Origin of the sequence: Bradyrhizobium sp. S69, assembly GCF_009766005.1 — a bacterium.
In the GTDB taxonomy this organism is placed as follows: domain Bacteria; phylum Pseudomonadota; class Alphaproteobacteria; order Rhizobiales; family Xanthobacteraceae; genus Bradyrhizobium.
In genome coordinates this window covers 51,753-66,360 of the sequence record NZ_LMUK01000042.1, presented here as the reverse complement: position 1 = coordinate 66,360, position 14,608 = coordinate 51,753, and the positions used below count along the sequence as shown (strand labels likewise).

Sequence of the window (14,608 nt, the reverse complement as noted above, 5' to 3'; positions counted from 1 at the left end):
CATCCTGAGGAGGCGCGCCTCTCGTGCGCCGTCTCGAAGGATGGCTGCACGCACTGCGTGCTGAACACCATCCTTCGAGACGCGGCCAAACGGCCGCTCCTCAGGATGACGTAGGCCGTGTAGCGACTACTAGTCCCCCGCCTTCTCGATCGCGACCGCGAGCGCCAGCTTGGTTTGCTCGACGATTTCCTCGACCAATTGCTCCCGGCTGGTCTGGGCCACTTCGCCGGTGAGCAGTCCCTGCTCCGCCAGCATCACCACGCCGTGCAGCGCGGCCCAGATTTTCAACGCGCTGCGCTCGCGCAGGAATCCGACGGCCGGTGCTTCCAGCGCTTCCAGCAATAGCCCGAAGGTTTCGATGACGACGCCGTGAAGCTCGCTGCTCTTCGGCGCGCTGGCGATGATCCGCGTCGCGAACATCAGATGATAAATCCCGTTTCGGTGCAGACCGAAATCCACCGCGGCATGGACGAAGCGCGACAATTTCGAGCGTTTCGACGGCTTTGCGATCGCCGCTCGAAGCGTCGCCATGAATTGACGGAAGGCCTCGGCGGTCACGGCCGCCAGCAGCGCCTCGCGGTCGGCAAAATGCTTGTAGGGCGCCGGTTGCGAGACCCCGAGCTTTTTTGCCAACGCACTGATGCTGACGGCCTCGGGGCCGCCAAGCTCGGCTTCGCGAAGCGCGGCCTGGACCAGCGCATCCCGGAGATCGCCATGATGGTAGGTATTAAGCGGCTTGCGGACGATGCGAGGCGTCATTTGGCGCGGCGATCCATAATTTTAACTTGACGAAGCGGCGGGCGGTGAATGTAATATGCTATAACTTACGCTATCACTTCAAGGCACAGCATAGTCGCCGAGTAACAACAGTGTCATGAGGAAACATGTGCCGCAACAGCGGCCCGTGATCAGGAGAGGCGTCTGCGATGTCAGGAAAACTGAGGGTCCGCGTCGACCAGGACAAATGTCAGGGACATGCCCGCTGCAAATCGCTGGCGCCCGAACTGTTCGATCTCGACGATTTCGGCAATGCGCATGAAGTCGGCGACGGCACTGTGCCCGCGGGGCTTGAGGACAAGGCGTGGCTCGCCCACTCCAATTGTCCGGAGATCGCCATCGACGTCACCGAGGAATGACGCGTTTCGCCGTCCAACTGCCGCGGCCGCGACAAGCGACGACCAGATGTGAGCGAAGCAACCGAGAGGGAATTTCCCGATGTCCGATTCCGTCAACGCGATGACTGAGCATCCCCCGGTCAGCGATTGGGTTCACGATTTCGATCACACCGATCCGCGCTGGACCGAGAATCCATTCCCGATCTGGGATGAACTGCGGGCCGAATGTCCGGTGGTTCACACCAAGCGCTTTCTCGGCTGCTATTTGCCGACCACCTATCAGGCGGTGAAGGAGATCGCCTACGACACCGAGCATTTCTCCTCGCGCCGCGTCGTCGTGCGCGACATGCGGCCGGAGATTACCGCTTCGGCGCCGCCGATCACCTCCGATCCGCCGGAACACAAGCCGGCCAAGCAATTTCTGCTGCCGCCGTTCACGCCCGACGCCATGAAAAAACTGGAGCCGCGGGTACGCGCGATCTGCAACGAACTGATCGACGAATTCATCGCGGACGGCAAATGCGACGCCGCGGCGCGCTATACCAGGCACATTCCGGTTCGCGCCATCGCCCACATGCTCGGGATTCCGGAACAGGACGGCGACCTCTTCATCAAATGGATCCACGAGATCCTCGAACTCGGCATCAAGGATGACGACGCCCTGATGCGCGCGGTGCGGGAGATGACCGGCTATTTCGCCGCCCAGCTCGAGCAGCGCAAGCAACAGCCGACCGACGATTTGATCTCGACGCTGATGAACGCCCGCGACAAAGACGGCCAGCCGCTATCCGACAATCATGTGCTGGGCTCGCTGCGGCTGCTGCTGATTGCCGGCATCGATACCACCTGGAGCGCGCTTGGCTCTTCGCTGTGGCATCTGGCGAAGACGCCGGCCGATCGCCAGCGCCTGATCGCGGAGCCGGAATTGATGCCGACCGCGATCGAGGAGTTGCTGCGCGCCTATGCGCCGGTGACAATGGCCCGCGAGGTGATGAAGGAGACGGTGATCAGCGGCTGCCCGGTCAAACCGGGCAACATGGTGCTGCTGTCGTTTCCGGCCGCCAACCGCGACCCGGCGGTGTTTCCGGATGCCGACAAGGTCCTGATCGACCGCAAGGAAAACCGCCATGCCGCGTTTGGCCTCGGAATTCACCGCTGTGTCGGCTCCAACCTGGCGCGGATGGAAATGACGGTCGCGATCGAGGAATGGCTCAAGCGCATTCCGGATTTCCGGCTGGATCCGGCCGGTCGGGTCAGTTGGTCGGAAGGCACCGTGCGCGGGCCGCGGCAGTTGCCGATGTTGTTTGGAAACGCCGGCTGAATTTTTCGGCTATACTGGCCCTGATGCGCCGACCCGCGCATCGGGGACTGAACATGGCCGACGACGAAGAGCAACCTCCGGAAAGCAAGCTGACCCGCAGCAAGGAACGCTGGGCGCGCGAGGGCCGATTCCTCACCGGCAAAACTTCCCGCCCGGAGGATCAGCGCCTGCCGCCGGGACAGCACCTCACCAAGGACTGGCCGACCCTCGATCTTGGCCTGACGCCGCAGATAACAAGGGAACGCTGGCGTCTCGACGTTTATGGAGCTGTAGAAAATCCGATCTTCTGGGACTGGAGGCAATTCACCGCGCAGCCGCAGACCCGCTTCATCTCCGACATCCATTGCGTCACCACCTGGTCCCGTTACGACAATGCCTGGGAAGGATTGGCGACCCGCGATCTCCTGATGGCCTGCCGCCCGCGCGACGAAGCCCGCCATGTCGTACTACATGCCCACGACGGCTACACCACCAACCTCGCGCTGGAAGACTTCGCCGCCGAAGACGCGCTGCTCGCGCATCGCTGGTCGGAAACGCCACTGGAAGCGGAACATGGCGGCCCCGTGCGGCTGGTGGTGCCGCATCTTTATTTCTGGAAGAGCGCGAAGTGGCTGCAGCGGATCGAATTCGTCGCGGAGGATGTGCCGGGCTATTGGGAAGTGCGCGGCTATCACAACCGCGGCGATCCGTGGGCCGAGCAGCGCTATTCTAACGATTAGGTTGACGCTAGAGTTTAGCTACACCTCTCCCTGCGGGAGAGGTCGAATTTCGAGCGAAGCGAGGAATTCGGGTGAGGGGTTACAATCTATCGTTAGGCTGTAACCCCTCACCCGGATCGCGAAGGGGCGATCCGACCTCTCCCAACGGGAGAGGTGAAAGCCAACCCAGAGGAGACCGAACGTGCCGCATGAGCGTTTTCAATTCACCGGTTCGGAAGGCCAGCAACTGGCCGCGGCTCTGGACACGCCGGAAGGCGGGATTCGCGGCTATGCGCTGTTCGCCCATTGCTTCACCTGCGGCAAGGACGTGCTGGCCGCCAGCCGCATCGCGCTCGCGCTGGCATCCAAGGGCATCGCCGTGCTGCGGTTCGATTTCACCGGGCTTGGTTCCAGCGAAGGCGATTTCGCCAATTCGACATTTTCATCCAACGTCGCCGATCTGGTCCGCGCCGCCGATCATTTGCGCGAGACCCGAGGGGTCCCTGCCATCCTGATCGGCCACAGCCTCGGCGGCGCCGCGGTTCTCGCGGCCGCCGACCAAATTCCCGACGCCAAAGCCGTCGTCACCATCGCCGCGCCCTCCGATCCCTCCCATGTCACAAACTTCTTCAGGGACAAGATCGAGGACATCCGCCAACAGGGCAAGGTCGAGGTTTCGCTGGCCGGCCGCCCCTTCAGCATCAAGCGCGAATTCCTCGACGACATCGCCGAGCACAGCCTGACGTCGCATATCGCAAAGCTGCACAAGGCGCTGCTGATCATGCATTCGCCGACCGACGACACCGTCAGCATCGACAATGCGACCAAAATCTTCGTCACGGCCAGGCATCCCAAGAGCTTCGTGTCGCTGTCGGACGCCGATCATCTGCTGACCGACAGAGGCGACGCGGCCTATGTCGCCGACATGATCGCAGCCTGGGCCAGCCGCTATCTCGCATCCGCAGCGCCGCAACAGGCCGCCGATTCCGGCCAAGATCAAGGCCAGGGCCCGCGCCTCGTCGTGGTCCGCGAAACCCGCGACAGCCGATTCCAGAATACCGTCACCGTCGGGCCGCATCATCTTTTGGCCGACGAGCCCGCCGCCGTCGGCGGCGCGGACAGCGGACCGGGGCCGTATGATTATGTGCTCGCAGGTCTTGGGGCCTGCACCTCGATGACGATGCGGATGTATGCCGAGCGCAAATCGCTGCCGCTCGATCGGGTCACGGTGACGCTGTCGCACAGCAAGATCCACGCCGAGGACTGCGCCGAGTGCGAAACCCGGGTCGGCATGCTCGACCAGTTCGACCGGGTGATATCGATGGAAGGCACGCTCGATGCCGAACAGCGCAAGAAACTGATGGAAATCGCCGACAAGTGCCCGGTGCACCGCACCCTGACCTCGGAAATTCATATCGTGACCAAGGCGGCGGATTGACCCGCGAACAGGCGGGCGTATCATCGGCATGAGCGCGTCAAACCTGAGAGCAACCAGCCCATGCCGGTCGTTGCACGCGTCGATCCCAAAACGGTCTTTTCGGCTGACGAATGGAGCCATCTGACCTCGCGCAGTTCGTGGCGCGGCATGTGGCTGGTGGCGCATGCCTGGGGTACCATCGCCGCGGCCATCGCGCTGGTCGTGCTGTGGCCCAACCCGCTGAGCTGGCTGATCGCGGTGATGGTGGTCGGCACGCGGCAACTGGGGCTGGCGATCCTGATGCACGAGGCCGCCCATGGCGGGCTTCACCACAACAAGGCGGTCAATGAATGGGTCGGACAGTGGCTATGCGCGGTGCCGGTGGGCGCCGATCTCGCGAGCTACCGTTCCTATCATCTGCAGCACCACAAATTCACCCAGCAGCCGGAAGACCCTGACCTGTCGCTGTCGGCGCCGTTCCCGATCACCAAAGAGAGCTACACCCGCAAGGCGATCCGCGATCTCACCGGACAGACTTTTGTGAAGCAGCGGCTGCCGCTATTGCGGTCGCTGTTCCAGCGCGCGGCGAATGACGAAACGGTCTCGCACGAGAGCTTCGTCGCGACCGGCCGCGAAAAGACGGCGCGTTTCCTTGGCCTCAATGCCCTGCTGTTTGTGCTGTTCTGGCTCGCCGGCGCCGGCATCTGGTATTTTGCCGTCTGGGTTTTGGCGATGGCGACGTGGCTACCGCTGGTGACGCGGATCCGCAACATCGCCGAACACGCCTGCACCTCGACCGGCGAAGACCCGTTCAGCCACGCCCGCACCACGCTCGCGAACCCGGTCGAGCGATTGTTGATCGCGCCCTATTGGGTAAACTATCACGCCGAGCATCATCTGTTCATGTATCTGCCGTGCTACCGGCTACAAGAAGCGCATCGGCTGCTGGCCGAAAAAGGCTTTGTCACGCGGATGGAAGTGAAACCCGGCTATCTCGACATGATGCGGCTGGCGACGTCGAACGGCCAAGCTTGATTCAAGCAGAGGTCGACGCCAGCGGGCGCACCCGAAGCGCGCCGCGCAGGCCGATGCCGGTTCCCAGCATAATTCCGGCCACCGCGACCAACGAACCGAACGACAGCGTCGACAGTCCGGTCAGGCCCTGCCCGACCGAGCAGCCCAAGGCCATCGCGCCGCCCGCGCCCATCAGCACCGCGCCGCTGATCGAGCGCAGCATGTGGCTTGGCGAATGATAACCCTCCCAGTGAAAGCGATGGGTCGCCAGCGCCGTCACCAGGCTGCCGACGAACACGCCGGCCACCGTGACGATGCCGAAATTCAAAGTCAGTCCGGTCGACAGCATCATGTATTGCAGCGTATCGGCGATCGGCGCGACGAAGGTCAGCGAGGTCACAGGCGTCGGGTTGAAATCGTCGGCGCCGAGATGACCGGTGGCGTACCAGCCGGCGGCGACCAAAAGTCCCACGATCAGCCCCGCCGCGATCTGGCCCCAGGCGCGCTGGAACGGCGCATGGGCAAAGGCAAAGATGATCAGCGCCGCGCTGACGACAGGTGCTGCCAGCGAACGCGCGAACGCTTCACTGACGCCGAATTTGGCGACCAAAGCCGGCAGCGAGGTGATACTCACCGTCATCTGCGTCCATTGCAGCACCGCGATCCGGCCCGGCGCGATCAGTCCCTTCAGCGTCATTTGCGCGGCAACACCGAGCACGATCACCACCACCAGCGAGCGCAAATTACCGCGGCCGAGCAGCACCAGCGCCCGCGAGCCGCAGCCATTCGAGAGCACCATGCCGTAGCCGAACAGAACGCCGCCGACGAACATCAGCGGCACCGAGAATGTCGGTTGCAGATAGATCGATTTACCGAGATCGACGACGTCGCGCACCGCCAATAGCTGCGTCGCTGCGATCGCGACCCCCATCGCCAGGGCATAGCTGCGCACCAGCCGGCTGTCGCCCTGCGCCCACCAGCCGCGCAAGCTGCTCATCATGCAGAACCCGCTGAGCAGTCCGACCGCGCCATAGACAAGGCCGATCAAGAGGCCGCAGAGGATGACGAGATTGGCGGCGGTTGGCATGGTTGTCTTCCTCTAAGTTAGCCCCCGTCATTGCGAGCGTAGCGAAGCAATCCATTCTTCCCTTGTAGCTCTGGATTGCTTCGCTTCGCTCGCAATGACGACCTCCGTGAATTATTCGGCAGCGTCCGGCCGCAGGATCACCCGATCGCGCGACGAACCGGCCACCGCGGCGAAGGCAGCCTTGGCGTCGCGCAGCGGATAGATCGCGTTGGCCTTGATCGGGAACGGCTTGAGATGGCCGCTGGCAAAGCCGGAACCGAGCTCGCGCAGCACCGCACCGGTCGCGACCGAAGACAGCCCCAGCGTATCGATGCCGACATAGGTATGCTGGCCCCGGTAGAATTCCAGGATGTTGAACGGTACCACCCGCTCGATGGTCGCGATCAGGATCTGGCGGCCGCGCAAGGCCAGCGATTTATGCGCCGCCTCGAAATACGGATCGCCGACGGTGTTGAAAACGACATCGGCGCCCTTGCCGCCGGTCAATTCGCGAACCCGGGTCGCGACATCGGTCGCGGAAGCATCAATCACCTCGACGGCCGAGTTGGCGTGCCCTTCATAGGCCTCGCGCTTTCGCACCACGCCGATCACGCGCGCGCCGTGCCAGCTCGCGATTTGCACCGCGGCCTGGCCGACCTTGCCGTTGACGCCCATCACCACGATGGTCTCGCCGGATTTCGGGATACCGGCGCGGCGCAGGCCTTCCATCGCGGTGACAAAGGGAACGCCGATGCCGGCGGCCTCTTCCCAGGACAGGCCTTTCGGCTTCTCCACCACCGCGTCGGCCTCGACCGCGAGGTGCGTGGCATGGGTGCCGTCCCGCCGGATCCCGAGATCGCCCGACGAGCCGAACACCTCCCGCCCGATCCAGCCCTCGGGGCCGTCGATCACGACACCCGCATAATCGCGGCCGGAGGTGCGTGGAAACACCGCATAGGGCATCAGCCCGGTGGCAGCCTTGACGTCGGACGGGTTCACCGCGGACGCCCTAAGCTCGATCAGCAGTTCATTGGCCGCCCGCGACAGCAGATGCGGCTCGACGACAGGCTCAATCGACGCCGCGTCGGCGGCCTTGGCAAGCAGGCGCACGCAGCGCGCCTCGACCGGGCCGGCACCCGGCTTTTGGGCAAGCGGCATCAGCGACATTCCCTGCTTCTCATTCTCATGAGAGCAGGAGTTACCCTTTCGGCCGCCTGTCGTAAACCCGCTTGGCCTTGCCCGCGGACCGCTCCAGCGTGTCGGGTGCCACGATCTGCACGCCGGTGGTGATGCCGATGGTGTTCTTGATGAAGCTGGAAATCTTTTCGGCGTGGACGATCAGCCCGCTGCCGTCCCAGCTCTCGGGGCGCGCTTCGGCCTTGACGATCATCTCATCCATCCGGCCCTCGCGCATCAATTCGATGATGAAATGGCCGCCGCACCAGTCGGTCGCGAGCAGCACTTCCTCGATCTGGGTCGGGAACACATTGACGCCGCGCAGGATAATCATGTCGTCGGAACGGCCCGTGACCTTTTCCATGCGCCGCATGCCCGGCCGCGCGGTTCCGGGCAACAGCCGTGTCAGGTCGCGGGTGCGATAGCGGATGATGGGAAATGCTTCCTTGGTCAGCGAGGTGAAGACCAGCTCACCCTTTTCACCATCCGGCAACACCGCGCCGGTCTCGGGGTCGATCACTTCAGGGTAGAAATGATCCTCCCAGATATGCAGCCCGTCCTTGGTCTCCACGCATTCCTGCGCCACGCCGGGACCGATCACTTCCGACAGCCCGTAGATGTCGGTGGCGTCGAGGCCGAAGGTGGTTTCGATCTCGGCACGCATCGCGTTGGTCCAGGGCTCGGCGCCGAAGATGCCGAATTTCAGCGATGACTTCCGGGGGTCGAGACCTTGTTTCTTGAATTCATCTGATATCGCCAGCATGTAGCTCGGCGTCACCGTGATGATGTCGGGCTTGAAGTCGTTGATCAGTTGCACCTGCCGCTCGGTCATGCCGCCGGAAACCGGCACCACGGTGCAGCCGAGCCGCTCCGCGCCGTAATGCGCGCCAAGGCCGCCGGTGAACAGGCCATAGCCATAGGCGTTATGCATGATCATGCCGCGGCGGCCGCCCGCGGCGCGGATCGAGCGGGCCATCACATCCGCCCACATGTCGATGTCGGCCTGGGTGTAGCCGACCACGATCGGCTTGCCGGTGGTGCCGGAAGAGGCGTGGACCCGCACCAGTTGCTCGCGCGGCACCGCGAACATGTTGAAGGGATAATTGTCGCGTAAATCGGTTTTCACCGTGAACGGAAATTTGGCGAGATCGGATATCTGCCTGAAATCGGCCGGATGAACGCCGGCTCTGTCGAACGCCTTTTTGTAGTGCGCGACATTGTCGTAGGCATGCGCCAGCGACCATGCGAGGCGTTTGGTTTGCAGGGCCAGGATTTCGTCGCGCGACGCTCGCTCGGCGTCGTCAAGTTCGGCCTGGTAGCCGCCGCTTCCTGCGGACTTAAGCCTTGTGGTAGCCATCTCGCGTTTCCCTGGTTTGCTTTTTGCTTTTATTGTTTTGACTTGTCGTTCTATTTTTCGCCTTTATCCGCCACCGGCAGCCACGTGCCGGCGATGGTGCGGGAATGCCCGCGGAATTCCGCGATCACGACATCATCCGCCATGACCTGAATATCGTAAATCCCCGACCGCCCGCTGCGCGAGATTTCGCGTGCGGTCGCGACCAGCCGGTCGCCGAGCTTGCCCGGTCGGATGAAGGTGATATCGCATTGCGCCGCCACGGCACGCTCGTTGCGCGAATTGCAGGCAAACGCGAACGTCGAATCCGCCAGCAGGAAGATAAAACCGCCATGGGCGATGCGCTGGCCGTTGACCATATGCGGCTTGACCGTCATCGCCAAGGTCGCGCGCCCCGGCCCGACCTCGACGATCTCCATGCCGAGACCCTTGCTGGCATCGTCTTCCGCCCACATCGCGTCCGCACAGGCGCGCGCGAGTTGGTCCGGCGAGAGCGTGGCTGCGGCGTCAGACATGATCATAATCCACCACAACCCTATCCGACGCCGGCCGCGCCTGACAGGTCAGGATAAACCCCGCCTTCAGCTCCCACGGCTCCAGCGAATAATTGACGTCCATCGGCGCCGCGCCCTCGACGAGATGAGCGCGGCAGGTCGAGCACATGCCGCCCTTGCAGGCGAACGGCAGGTCCATGCCGGCGCGCAACGCGGCGTCGAGAATGGACTCACCCTCGGCGACCGGCACTTCGCGGCGTTTGCCGTCCACCGTCAGCGAGGCCACCGCCTTCGGCGGCGCGCCCGGCGCGACCACCGCTTTGGCGCGCGGCTTGCCGCCGAGCCCGGACACAAAACGCTCGACATGGATACGGTCCTCGGCGATGCCGATATCGCGGCAGGTCGCCTCGATATCCTCGCTCATGCCGGTGGGGCCGCAGATGAAGACGTGATCGACACTTGTCGCCGGCACCAGCGAGCGCAGCAGCACCCGCACTTTTTCGCCATCGAGCCGGCCATGCAGGATCGGGATATCCTGCTCCTCGCCGGAGATGACATGGAAGATCGACAGCCGCTGCATGAAGCGGTCCTTGAGTTCTTCGAGCGCCTCGCGGAACAGCATGCCGCCGGTCGAGCGGTTGCCGTAGAACAGGAAGAACCGGCTCAGCGGCTCGCGCGCGAGGACGCCCTTCACGATCGACAGGATCGGCGTGATGCCGGAGCCCGCGGCGAAGCCGACATAGACCCTCGCCTCAGCCGGCGCCGGCGCGATGCCGAAACGGCCGGTCGGCGTCATCACGTCGAGCTGGTCGCCGGCCTTCAATTCATCGGCGGCCCAGTTCGAGAACGCGCCGCCATCGACCTTCTTCACCGCGATGCGCAATTCGCCATCGTCCGGGCCGGAGCAGATCGAATAAGAGCGGCGCACTTCCTCGCCGTCCATCGTGGTGCGCAGGGTCAGATACTGGCCGGGCGCGAAGCTGAAATCATCTTCCAATTCCTGGGGGATCGCAAACGTCAACGACACCGCGTCGGACGATTCACGGCGCAAATCATCGACGGCGAGACGGTGAAAGCGAGGGGTTAGTGACATCGGTTATTTCCCAGCGTCATTGCGAGGAGCGAAGCGACGAAGCAATCCAGTCTTTCTTGCAGCCCTGGATTGCTTCGCTGCGCTCGCAATGACGACATTAGATTAGCCTCAATGACACTTGAAATAATCAAAAGGTTCGCGGCAGCTCTTGCAACGCCACAGCGCCTTGCAGGAGGTCGAGCCGAATTCGGACAGCAATTCGGTATTGTCGGAACCGCATTGCGGGCAAGCCACCTGCTGCTCGCCGAACAGCGCACGGCGGCCGCTGCCGGCTTGTGGCGGCGCGATGCCATATTCGCGGAGCTTGCGGCGGCCATCGTCGCTCATCCAGTCGGTGGTCCAGGCCGGCGACAGCACAGTGCGGACCTTCGGACGGCCGAAACCTTCGCGCTCCAGCGCCAGTTCGATTTCGAGTGCGATCATGTTCATCGCGGGACAGCCCGAATAGGTCGGCGTGATCGCAACCTCGACATGGCCATCGCTGACCACGACATCGCGCAGCACGCCGAGATCGGCGATGGTCAGCACCGGGATCTCGGGATCGACCACGGAAGCCGCGGCATCCCAGGCGCGTTGCCGTAATTCGTTGTCGCTGATCGTGGCGGTCACCATGTCGCCCCCGGAAAACTCCGCTGCATCGATTGCAGATCGCTGAGCAGATGACCGAGATGCTCGCTATGGCGACCGCTGCGGCCGCCCTGCTGCATCCAGTCGCTTTTCGGCAGCGCCAGCGTCGCCTCAGCCACCACGCTTGAAATCGTCTTGAGCCATTGCGGGCGCAACGATGCGGGATCGCAGGCGATGCCGCGATCGATCAAGCCGCGCTCACTGTCATCCACCGCGAACATCTCGCCGGTAAAGGCCCAGAGGTCGTCAATCGCGGTCTGCGCACGGCGATGGCTTTCCTCGGTGCCGTCGCCGAGACGAACGATCCATTCCGAGGAATGCCGCACATGATAGGCGCTCTCCTTCTCGGACTTCGCGGCAATCGCCGCCAGCGTGGCATCCGACGAGTGCATCATCGCGCGCCAATACAGATCGGCGAATACCGCATAGAAGAACTGCCGCACCATGGTGCGCGCGAAATCGCCGTTCAGCTGTTCGACCAGCAACAGATTGCGGTACTGCCGCACATCGCGCAGATAGGCAAACTTGTCTTCGTCGTTATCCCGGTCTTCGACTTTTGCCGCGTAAGCATACAGCTCACGCGCCTGGCCGAGCAGATCGAGCCCCATGTTGGCCAGCGCCATGTCCTCTTCCAGCGCCGGCGCATGGCCGCACCATTCCGACAGCCGGTGTCCGAGGACCAAGGCATCGTCGGCCCGGCGCAGCGTGTACAGCACCAGCGGGGTTTCGGAGACTGATATCGATGCGACGGACATGTTCCACAATCAGGTTAAGAGGTTGCGTTCGTCATTGTGAGGAGCGAAGCGACGAAGCAATCCAGTTCTTCCTTGTTGCCCTGGATTGCTTCGCTGCGCTCGCAATGACGGCCGGTGGCAAGCTCCTCAGGATGAGGGCAGTGCTCTTCACATATGCCCGACTTCGTCCGGCACGTCGTAAAACGTCGGATGGCGATAGATCTTGGATTCCGCCGGCTCGAACATCATGCCCTTCTCGGCGGGATCGGAGGCGGTGATCGCGTTTGACGGCACCACCCAGATCGACAATCCTTCGCCGCGGCGGGTGTAGATGTCGCGTGCGGCCTGTAGCGCCAGGGTCGTGTCGGTCGCGTGCAGCGAGCCGACATGCTTGTGCGCAAGCCCGTTGCGGCTGCGGATGAAAACTTCCCAAAGCGGCACGTTCGGCGTCGCCATGATGATCTCCCTATTCGGCCGCTTGCAGAGCGGAGCGTTGCCGGCGCTTTTCGGCATAGGCCGAGGCGGCCTCGCGCACCCAGGCGCCGTCGTCATGGGCCTTGCGTCGCGCCGCCAGCCGCTCGCGGTTACACGGGCCGTTGCCGGCGAGCACCTGGTTGAATTCGTCCCAATCGATCGCGCTGTATTCCCAATTGCCATCGGCGTTCTGCTTCATGCCGGGATCCGGAATGGTCAGGCCGAGAAACTGCGCCTGCGGCACGGTGGCGTCGACGAATTTCTGGCGCAGCTCGTCGTTGGAAAACCGCTTGATCTTCCATTTGGTCGAGGTGTCCGAGTGCTGGCTCGCTTTATCGGGCGGCCCGAACATCATCAGCACCGGCCACCACCAGCGATCGAGCGCGCCCTGCGCCATCGCCTTCTGGTCTTCGCTGCCGCGCGCCAGCGTCATCATGATCTCAAAACCCTGTCGTTGATGGAACGACTCTTCCTTGCAGACGCGGATCATCGCGCGGGCATAGGGACCGTAAGAACAGCGGCACAACGGAATCTGGTTCATGATCGCGGCGCCATCGACCAGCCATCCGACCGCGCCGATATCGGCCCAGGTCAAAGTGGGATAATTGAAGATCGAGGAATACCTCGACTTCCCCGCCAGCATCATATCGACCAGCTCTTCGCGCGAAGTGCCGAGCGTCTCGGCGGCCGCATAGAGATAAAGTCCGTGGCCGCATTCGTCCTGCACCTTGGCGAGCAAGGCCGCCTTGCGGCGCAGCGACGGCGCGCGCGTGATCCAGTTGCCTTCGGGAAGCATGCCGACGATTTCGGAATGAGCGTGCTGGGAAATCTGCCGCGTCAGCGTCTTGCGATAGGCCGCCGGCATCCAGTCATTGGGCTCGATGCGGTCATCGACATCGATGCGCGCCTGGAATTGCGCGGAGCGTTCGGCGTCCTCGATATTGCGGTCGTCGGTATCCGCATTGTTCAGCGCTTGCGTATACATGGCCTTCCTCCCGGGAAGTTGTTGACGCCAACATATAACATAAAAATCGAAACGCAAGTTAATTTTGTAACATATTCGTACCTAGCCGAACCGGCGCCCGAGTTCCCCGCCCGGCGGCGGAAGCGGTCCATTTTCGTTGCTGGCATGGCGGTCGAGCCATTGTTCGGACGCCGGAAGCAGCCCGCGATAGATCTCGCCGCAGAGCGCACGCGCCGCCCTGCCCGGCCAATCCGCCGGCAATAGCGCGGTGGGCAACAGCGGATCGCGCAGCACCACCCGGCGATAATGGTGGATCAGCAGAATGCGCGCGGTGAAGGCGTCGGCGTCCGAAAGCGCCTCGCCGCGGCCGATCCAGCCGCGCAGGGGTTCAAAGGTCTTCATGAACTTCAGATAGGCATCCGAGGTGCGATCGAGCGGCCAGCTCTGGCTCAGCAATCGCCTGCCGCTGTCGTCTTCGGCGGAGACCTCCAGCCGGATCGCGGAGGCGGCTTCCTCGGGGATGGCAACGCCCGACGGCGCGAGCCATACGCCCGGCAGCGGGCTGCCAAAACCGGCATTCTTCAGCGCCTCCCGGCTGGTGTCGCGATCCTCGCTGGCTGGAATCAGCAACAACTCAAAGCGTCCGGTCCAGTCGGACGGCGGCGGATCGTAGATATGCCGGGTCGCGGCATCGAAGGTCTGCCGCCCCTTCGTGACCAGCCCGTAGTAAGCGTTGCGGCCGACCTTATGGCGCTCGAGCCAGCCATCGGCGGCCAACCGCGACATCGCGGTGCGCACCACGCCGCTGTCGATGTCGAGTGCTTTGAAAAACTCCAGCAGCGTGCCGAGCCAGACCGAACCGCCGCGCGGCACGATGGCATCGCCGAACAGCGTGATGACGATGGAGCCGGTACGCGAGGGTTCGCGCTTGAGCTGGTCGATAATGCGGGAGAGCGGCTGCGGCATCCGAAACGCATAGCGCGTTTTGCGCGGCCGCTACAACGGCGGCATTAACCGGCGCGCGATCCCTCGATACGCCGCGGAGCCTGTGAAGGTATCTC

General features: G+C 63.3%; 16 protein-coding genes. 5 read left to right on the top strand and 11 right to left on the bottom strand.

From position 1 onward, the window contains the following. Positions 1 to 129: 129 nt before the first annotated feature. Positions 130 to 759, bottom strand: coding sequence for a TetR/AcrR family transcriptional regulator (locus GSQ88_RS20535; protein WP_159009574.1), 630 nt, complete (start codon positions 757 to 759; stop codon positions 130 to 132). 167 nt (positions 760 to 926) lie between these two features. Between GSQ88_RS20535 and GSQ88_RS20530 the strand changes: the two genes are divergently transcribed. The 5 genes from GSQ88_RS20530 (at position 927) to GSQ88_RS20510 (ending at position 5,586) form a co-directional block, all read left to right on the top strand. Next, positions 927 to 1,136 (top strand): ferredoxin, encoded by a 210-nt coding sequence (locus GSQ88_RS20530; protein WP_159009573.1) that lies wholly within the window; start codon positions 927 to 929, stop codon positions 1,134 to 1,136. A gap of 100 nt (positions 1,137 to 1,236) precedes the next feature. Next, positions 1,237 to 2,436: a cytochrome P450 gene (locus tag GSQ88_RS20525; RefSeq protein ID WP_502706759.1), complete on the top strand. Its 1,200-nt coding sequence runs from the start codon at positions 1,237 to 1,239 to the stop codon at positions 2,434 to 2,436. Between the two features lie 53 nt (positions 2,437 to 2,489). Beyond that, a complete protein-coding gene (locus GSQ88_RS20520; RefSeq protein ID WP_159009571.1) occupies positions 2,490 to 3,155 on the top strand; it encodes a sulfite oxidase-like oxidoreductase in 666 nt (221 codons plus the stop codon). A 181-nt stretch (positions 3,156 to 3,336) separates the two neighbouring features. Continuing rightward, complete coding sequence (locus GSQ88_RS20515) at positions 3,337 to 4,572, top strand: bifunctional alpha/beta hydrolase/OsmC family protein (protein ID WP_159009570.1); 1,236 nt, start codon at positions 3,337 to 3,339, stop codon at positions 4,570 to 4,572. 60 nt (positions 4,573 to 4,632) lie between these two features. After that, entirely contained in the window at positions 4,633 to 5,586 is a 954-nt protein-coding gene (locus GSQ88_RS20510; RefSeq protein ID WP_159009569.1) for a fatty acid desaturase family protein, read from the top strand. Position 5,587: 1 nt separating this feature from the next. Here the strand turns inward: GSQ88_RS20510 and GSQ88_RS20505 are convergent, their stop codons facing one another. The 10 genes from GSQ88_RS20505 to paaX all read right to left on the bottom strand — a co-directional run bounded on the left by GSQ88_RS20505 (position 5,588) and on the right by paaX (position 14,513). After that, positions 5,588 to 6,652, bottom strand: coding sequence for a YeeE/YedE family protein (locus tag GSQ88_RS20505; protein ID WP_159009568.1), 1,065 nt, complete (start codon positions 6,650 to 6,652; stop codon positions 5,588 to 5,590). A gap of 111 nt (positions 6,653 to 6,763) precedes the next feature. Next, positions 6,764 to 7,789, bottom strand: coding sequence for a quinone oxidoreductase family protein (locus GSQ88_RS20500; protein ID WP_159009567.1), 1,026 nt, complete (start codon positions 7,787 to 7,789; stop codon positions 6,764 to 6,766). Positions 7,790 to 7,829: 40 nt separating this feature from the next. Beyond that, positions 7,830 to 9,164: a phenylacetate--CoA ligase PaaK gene (paaK, locus tag GSQ88_RS20495; protein ID WP_159009566.1), complete on the bottom strand. Its 1,335-nt coding sequence runs from the start codon at positions 9,162 to 9,164 to the stop codon at positions 7,830 to 7,832. Positions 9,165 to 9,214: 50 nt separating this feature from the next. Further along, the gene (gene paaI / locus GSQ88_RS20490; RefSeq protein WP_174248073.1) at positions 9,215 to 9,676 is read right to left on the bottom strand and encodes a hydroxyphenylacetyl-CoA thioesterase PaaI; all 462 of its coding nucleotides are present in this window, start codon (positions 9,674 to 9,676) and stop codon (positions 9,215 to 9,217) included. Beyond that, on the bottom strand, positions 9,669 to 10,748 hold the full coding sequence (gene paaE / locus GSQ88_RS20485; RefSeq protein ID WP_159009564.1) for a 1,2-phenylacetyl-CoA epoxidase subunit PaaE: 1,080 nt from the start codon (positions 10,746 to 10,748) through the stop codon (positions 9,669 to 9,671). Before paaE ends, paaI begins: the two co-directional genes overlap by 8 nt. Positions 10,749 to 10,856: 108 nt before the next feature. After that, positions 10,857 to 11,360 carry a 1,2-phenylacetyl-CoA epoxidase subunit PaaD gene (paaD, locus tag GSQ88_RS20480; protein ID WP_159009563.1) on the bottom strand — a complete coding sequence of 168 codons (504 nt, stop codon included), beginning with the start codon at positions 11,358 to 11,360 and terminating at the stop codon, positions 10,857 to 10,859. Beyond that, positions 11,354 to 12,130, bottom strand: a complete 777-nt coding sequence (gene paaC, locus GSQ88_RS20475) for a 1,2-phenylacetyl-CoA epoxidase subunit PaaC (protein ID WP_159009562.1) — start codon at positions 12,128 to 12,130, stop codon at positions 11,354 to 11,356. The genes paaD and paaC overlap by 7 nt, the downstream gene beginning before the upstream one ends. 147 nt (positions 12,131 to 12,277) lie before the next feature. Further along, the gene (gene paaB, locus GSQ88_RS20470; protein WP_159009561.1) at positions 12,278 to 12,565 is read right to left on the bottom strand and encodes a 1,2-phenylacetyl-CoA epoxidase subunit PaaB; all 288 of its coding nucleotides are present in this window, start codon (positions 12,563 to 12,565) and stop codon (positions 12,278 to 12,280) included. 10 nt (positions 12,566 to 12,575) lie between these two features. Next, complete coding sequence (gene paaA, locus GSQ88_RS20465; protein ID WP_159009560.1) at positions 12,576 to 13,568, bottom strand: 1,2-phenylacetyl-CoA epoxidase subunit PaaA; 993 nt, start codon at positions 13,566 to 13,568, stop codon at positions 12,576 to 12,578. Positions 13,569 to 13,649: 81 nt separating this feature from the next. Further along, on the bottom strand, positions 13,650 to 14,513 hold the full coding sequence (gene paaX / locus GSQ88_RS20460) for a phenylacetic acid degradation operon negative regulatory protein PaaX (RefSeq protein ID WP_159009559.1): 864 nt from the start codon (positions 14,511 to 14,513) through the stop codon (positions 13,650 to 13,652). Positions 14,514 to 14,608: the final 95 nt, after the last annotated feature.

Bases quoted from the DNA above. Each gene is read 5' to 3' on its own strand.
- GSQ88_RS20505 (WP_159009568.1), bottom strand. From the start codon at position 6,652: ATGCCAACCGCCGCCAATCTCGTCATCCTCTGCGGCCTCTTGATCGGC.
- paaC (WP_159009562.1), bottom strand. From the start codon at position 12,130: ATGTCCGTCGCATCGATATCAGTCTCCGAAACCCCGCTGGTGCTGTAC.
- GSQ88_RS20525 (WP_502706759.1), top strand. From the start codon at position 1,237: ATGACTGAGCATCCCCCGGTCAGCGATTGGGTTCACGATTTCGATCAC.
- paaE (WP_159009564.1), bottom strand. From the start codon at position 10,748: ATGTCACTAACCCCTCGCTTTCACCGTCTCGCCGTCGATGATTTGCGC.
- paaX (WP_159009559.1), bottom strand. From the start codon at position 14,513: ATGCCGCAGCCGCTCTCCCGCATTATCGACCAGCTCAAGCGCGAACCC.
- paaK (WP_159009566.1), bottom strand. From the start codon at position 9,164: ATGGCTACCACAAGGCTTAAGTCCGCAGGAAGCGGCGGCTACCAGGCC.
- GSQ88_RS20510 (WP_159009569.1), top strand. From the start codon at position 4,633: ATGCCGGTCGTTGCACGCGTCGATCCCAAAACGGTCTTTTCGGCTGAC.
- GSQ88_RS20530 (WP_159009573.1), top strand. From the start codon at position 927: ATGTCAGGAAAACTGAGGGTCCGCGTCGACCAGGACAAATGTCAGGGA.
- paaD (WP_159009563.1), bottom strand. From the start codon at position 11,360: ATGGTGACCGCCACGATCAGCGACAACGAATTACGGCAACGCGCCTGG.
- paaB (WP_159009561.1), bottom strand. From the start codon at position 12,565: ATGGCGACGCCGAACGTGCCGCTTTGGGAAGTTTTCATCCGCAGCCGC.
- GSQ88_RS20500 (WP_159009567.1), bottom strand. From the start codon at position 7,789: ATGCCGCTTGCCCAAAAGCCGGGTGCCGGCCCGGTCGAGGCGCGCTGC.
- GSQ88_RS20520 (WP_159009571.1), top strand. From the start codon at position 2,490: ATGGCCGACGACGAAGAGCAACCTCCGGAAAGCAAGCTGACCCGCAGC.
- GSQ88_RS20535 (WP_159009574.1), bottom strand. From the start codon at position 759: ATGACGCCTCGCATCGTCCGCAAGCCGCTTAATACCTACCATCATGGC.
- paaA (WP_159009560.1), bottom strand. From the start codon at position 13,568: ATGTATACGCAAGCGCTGAACAATGCGGATACCGACGACCGCAATATC.
- paaI (WP_174248073.1), bottom strand. From the start codon at position 9,676: ATGTCTGACGCCGCAGCCACGCTCTCGCCGGACCAACTCGCGCGCGCC.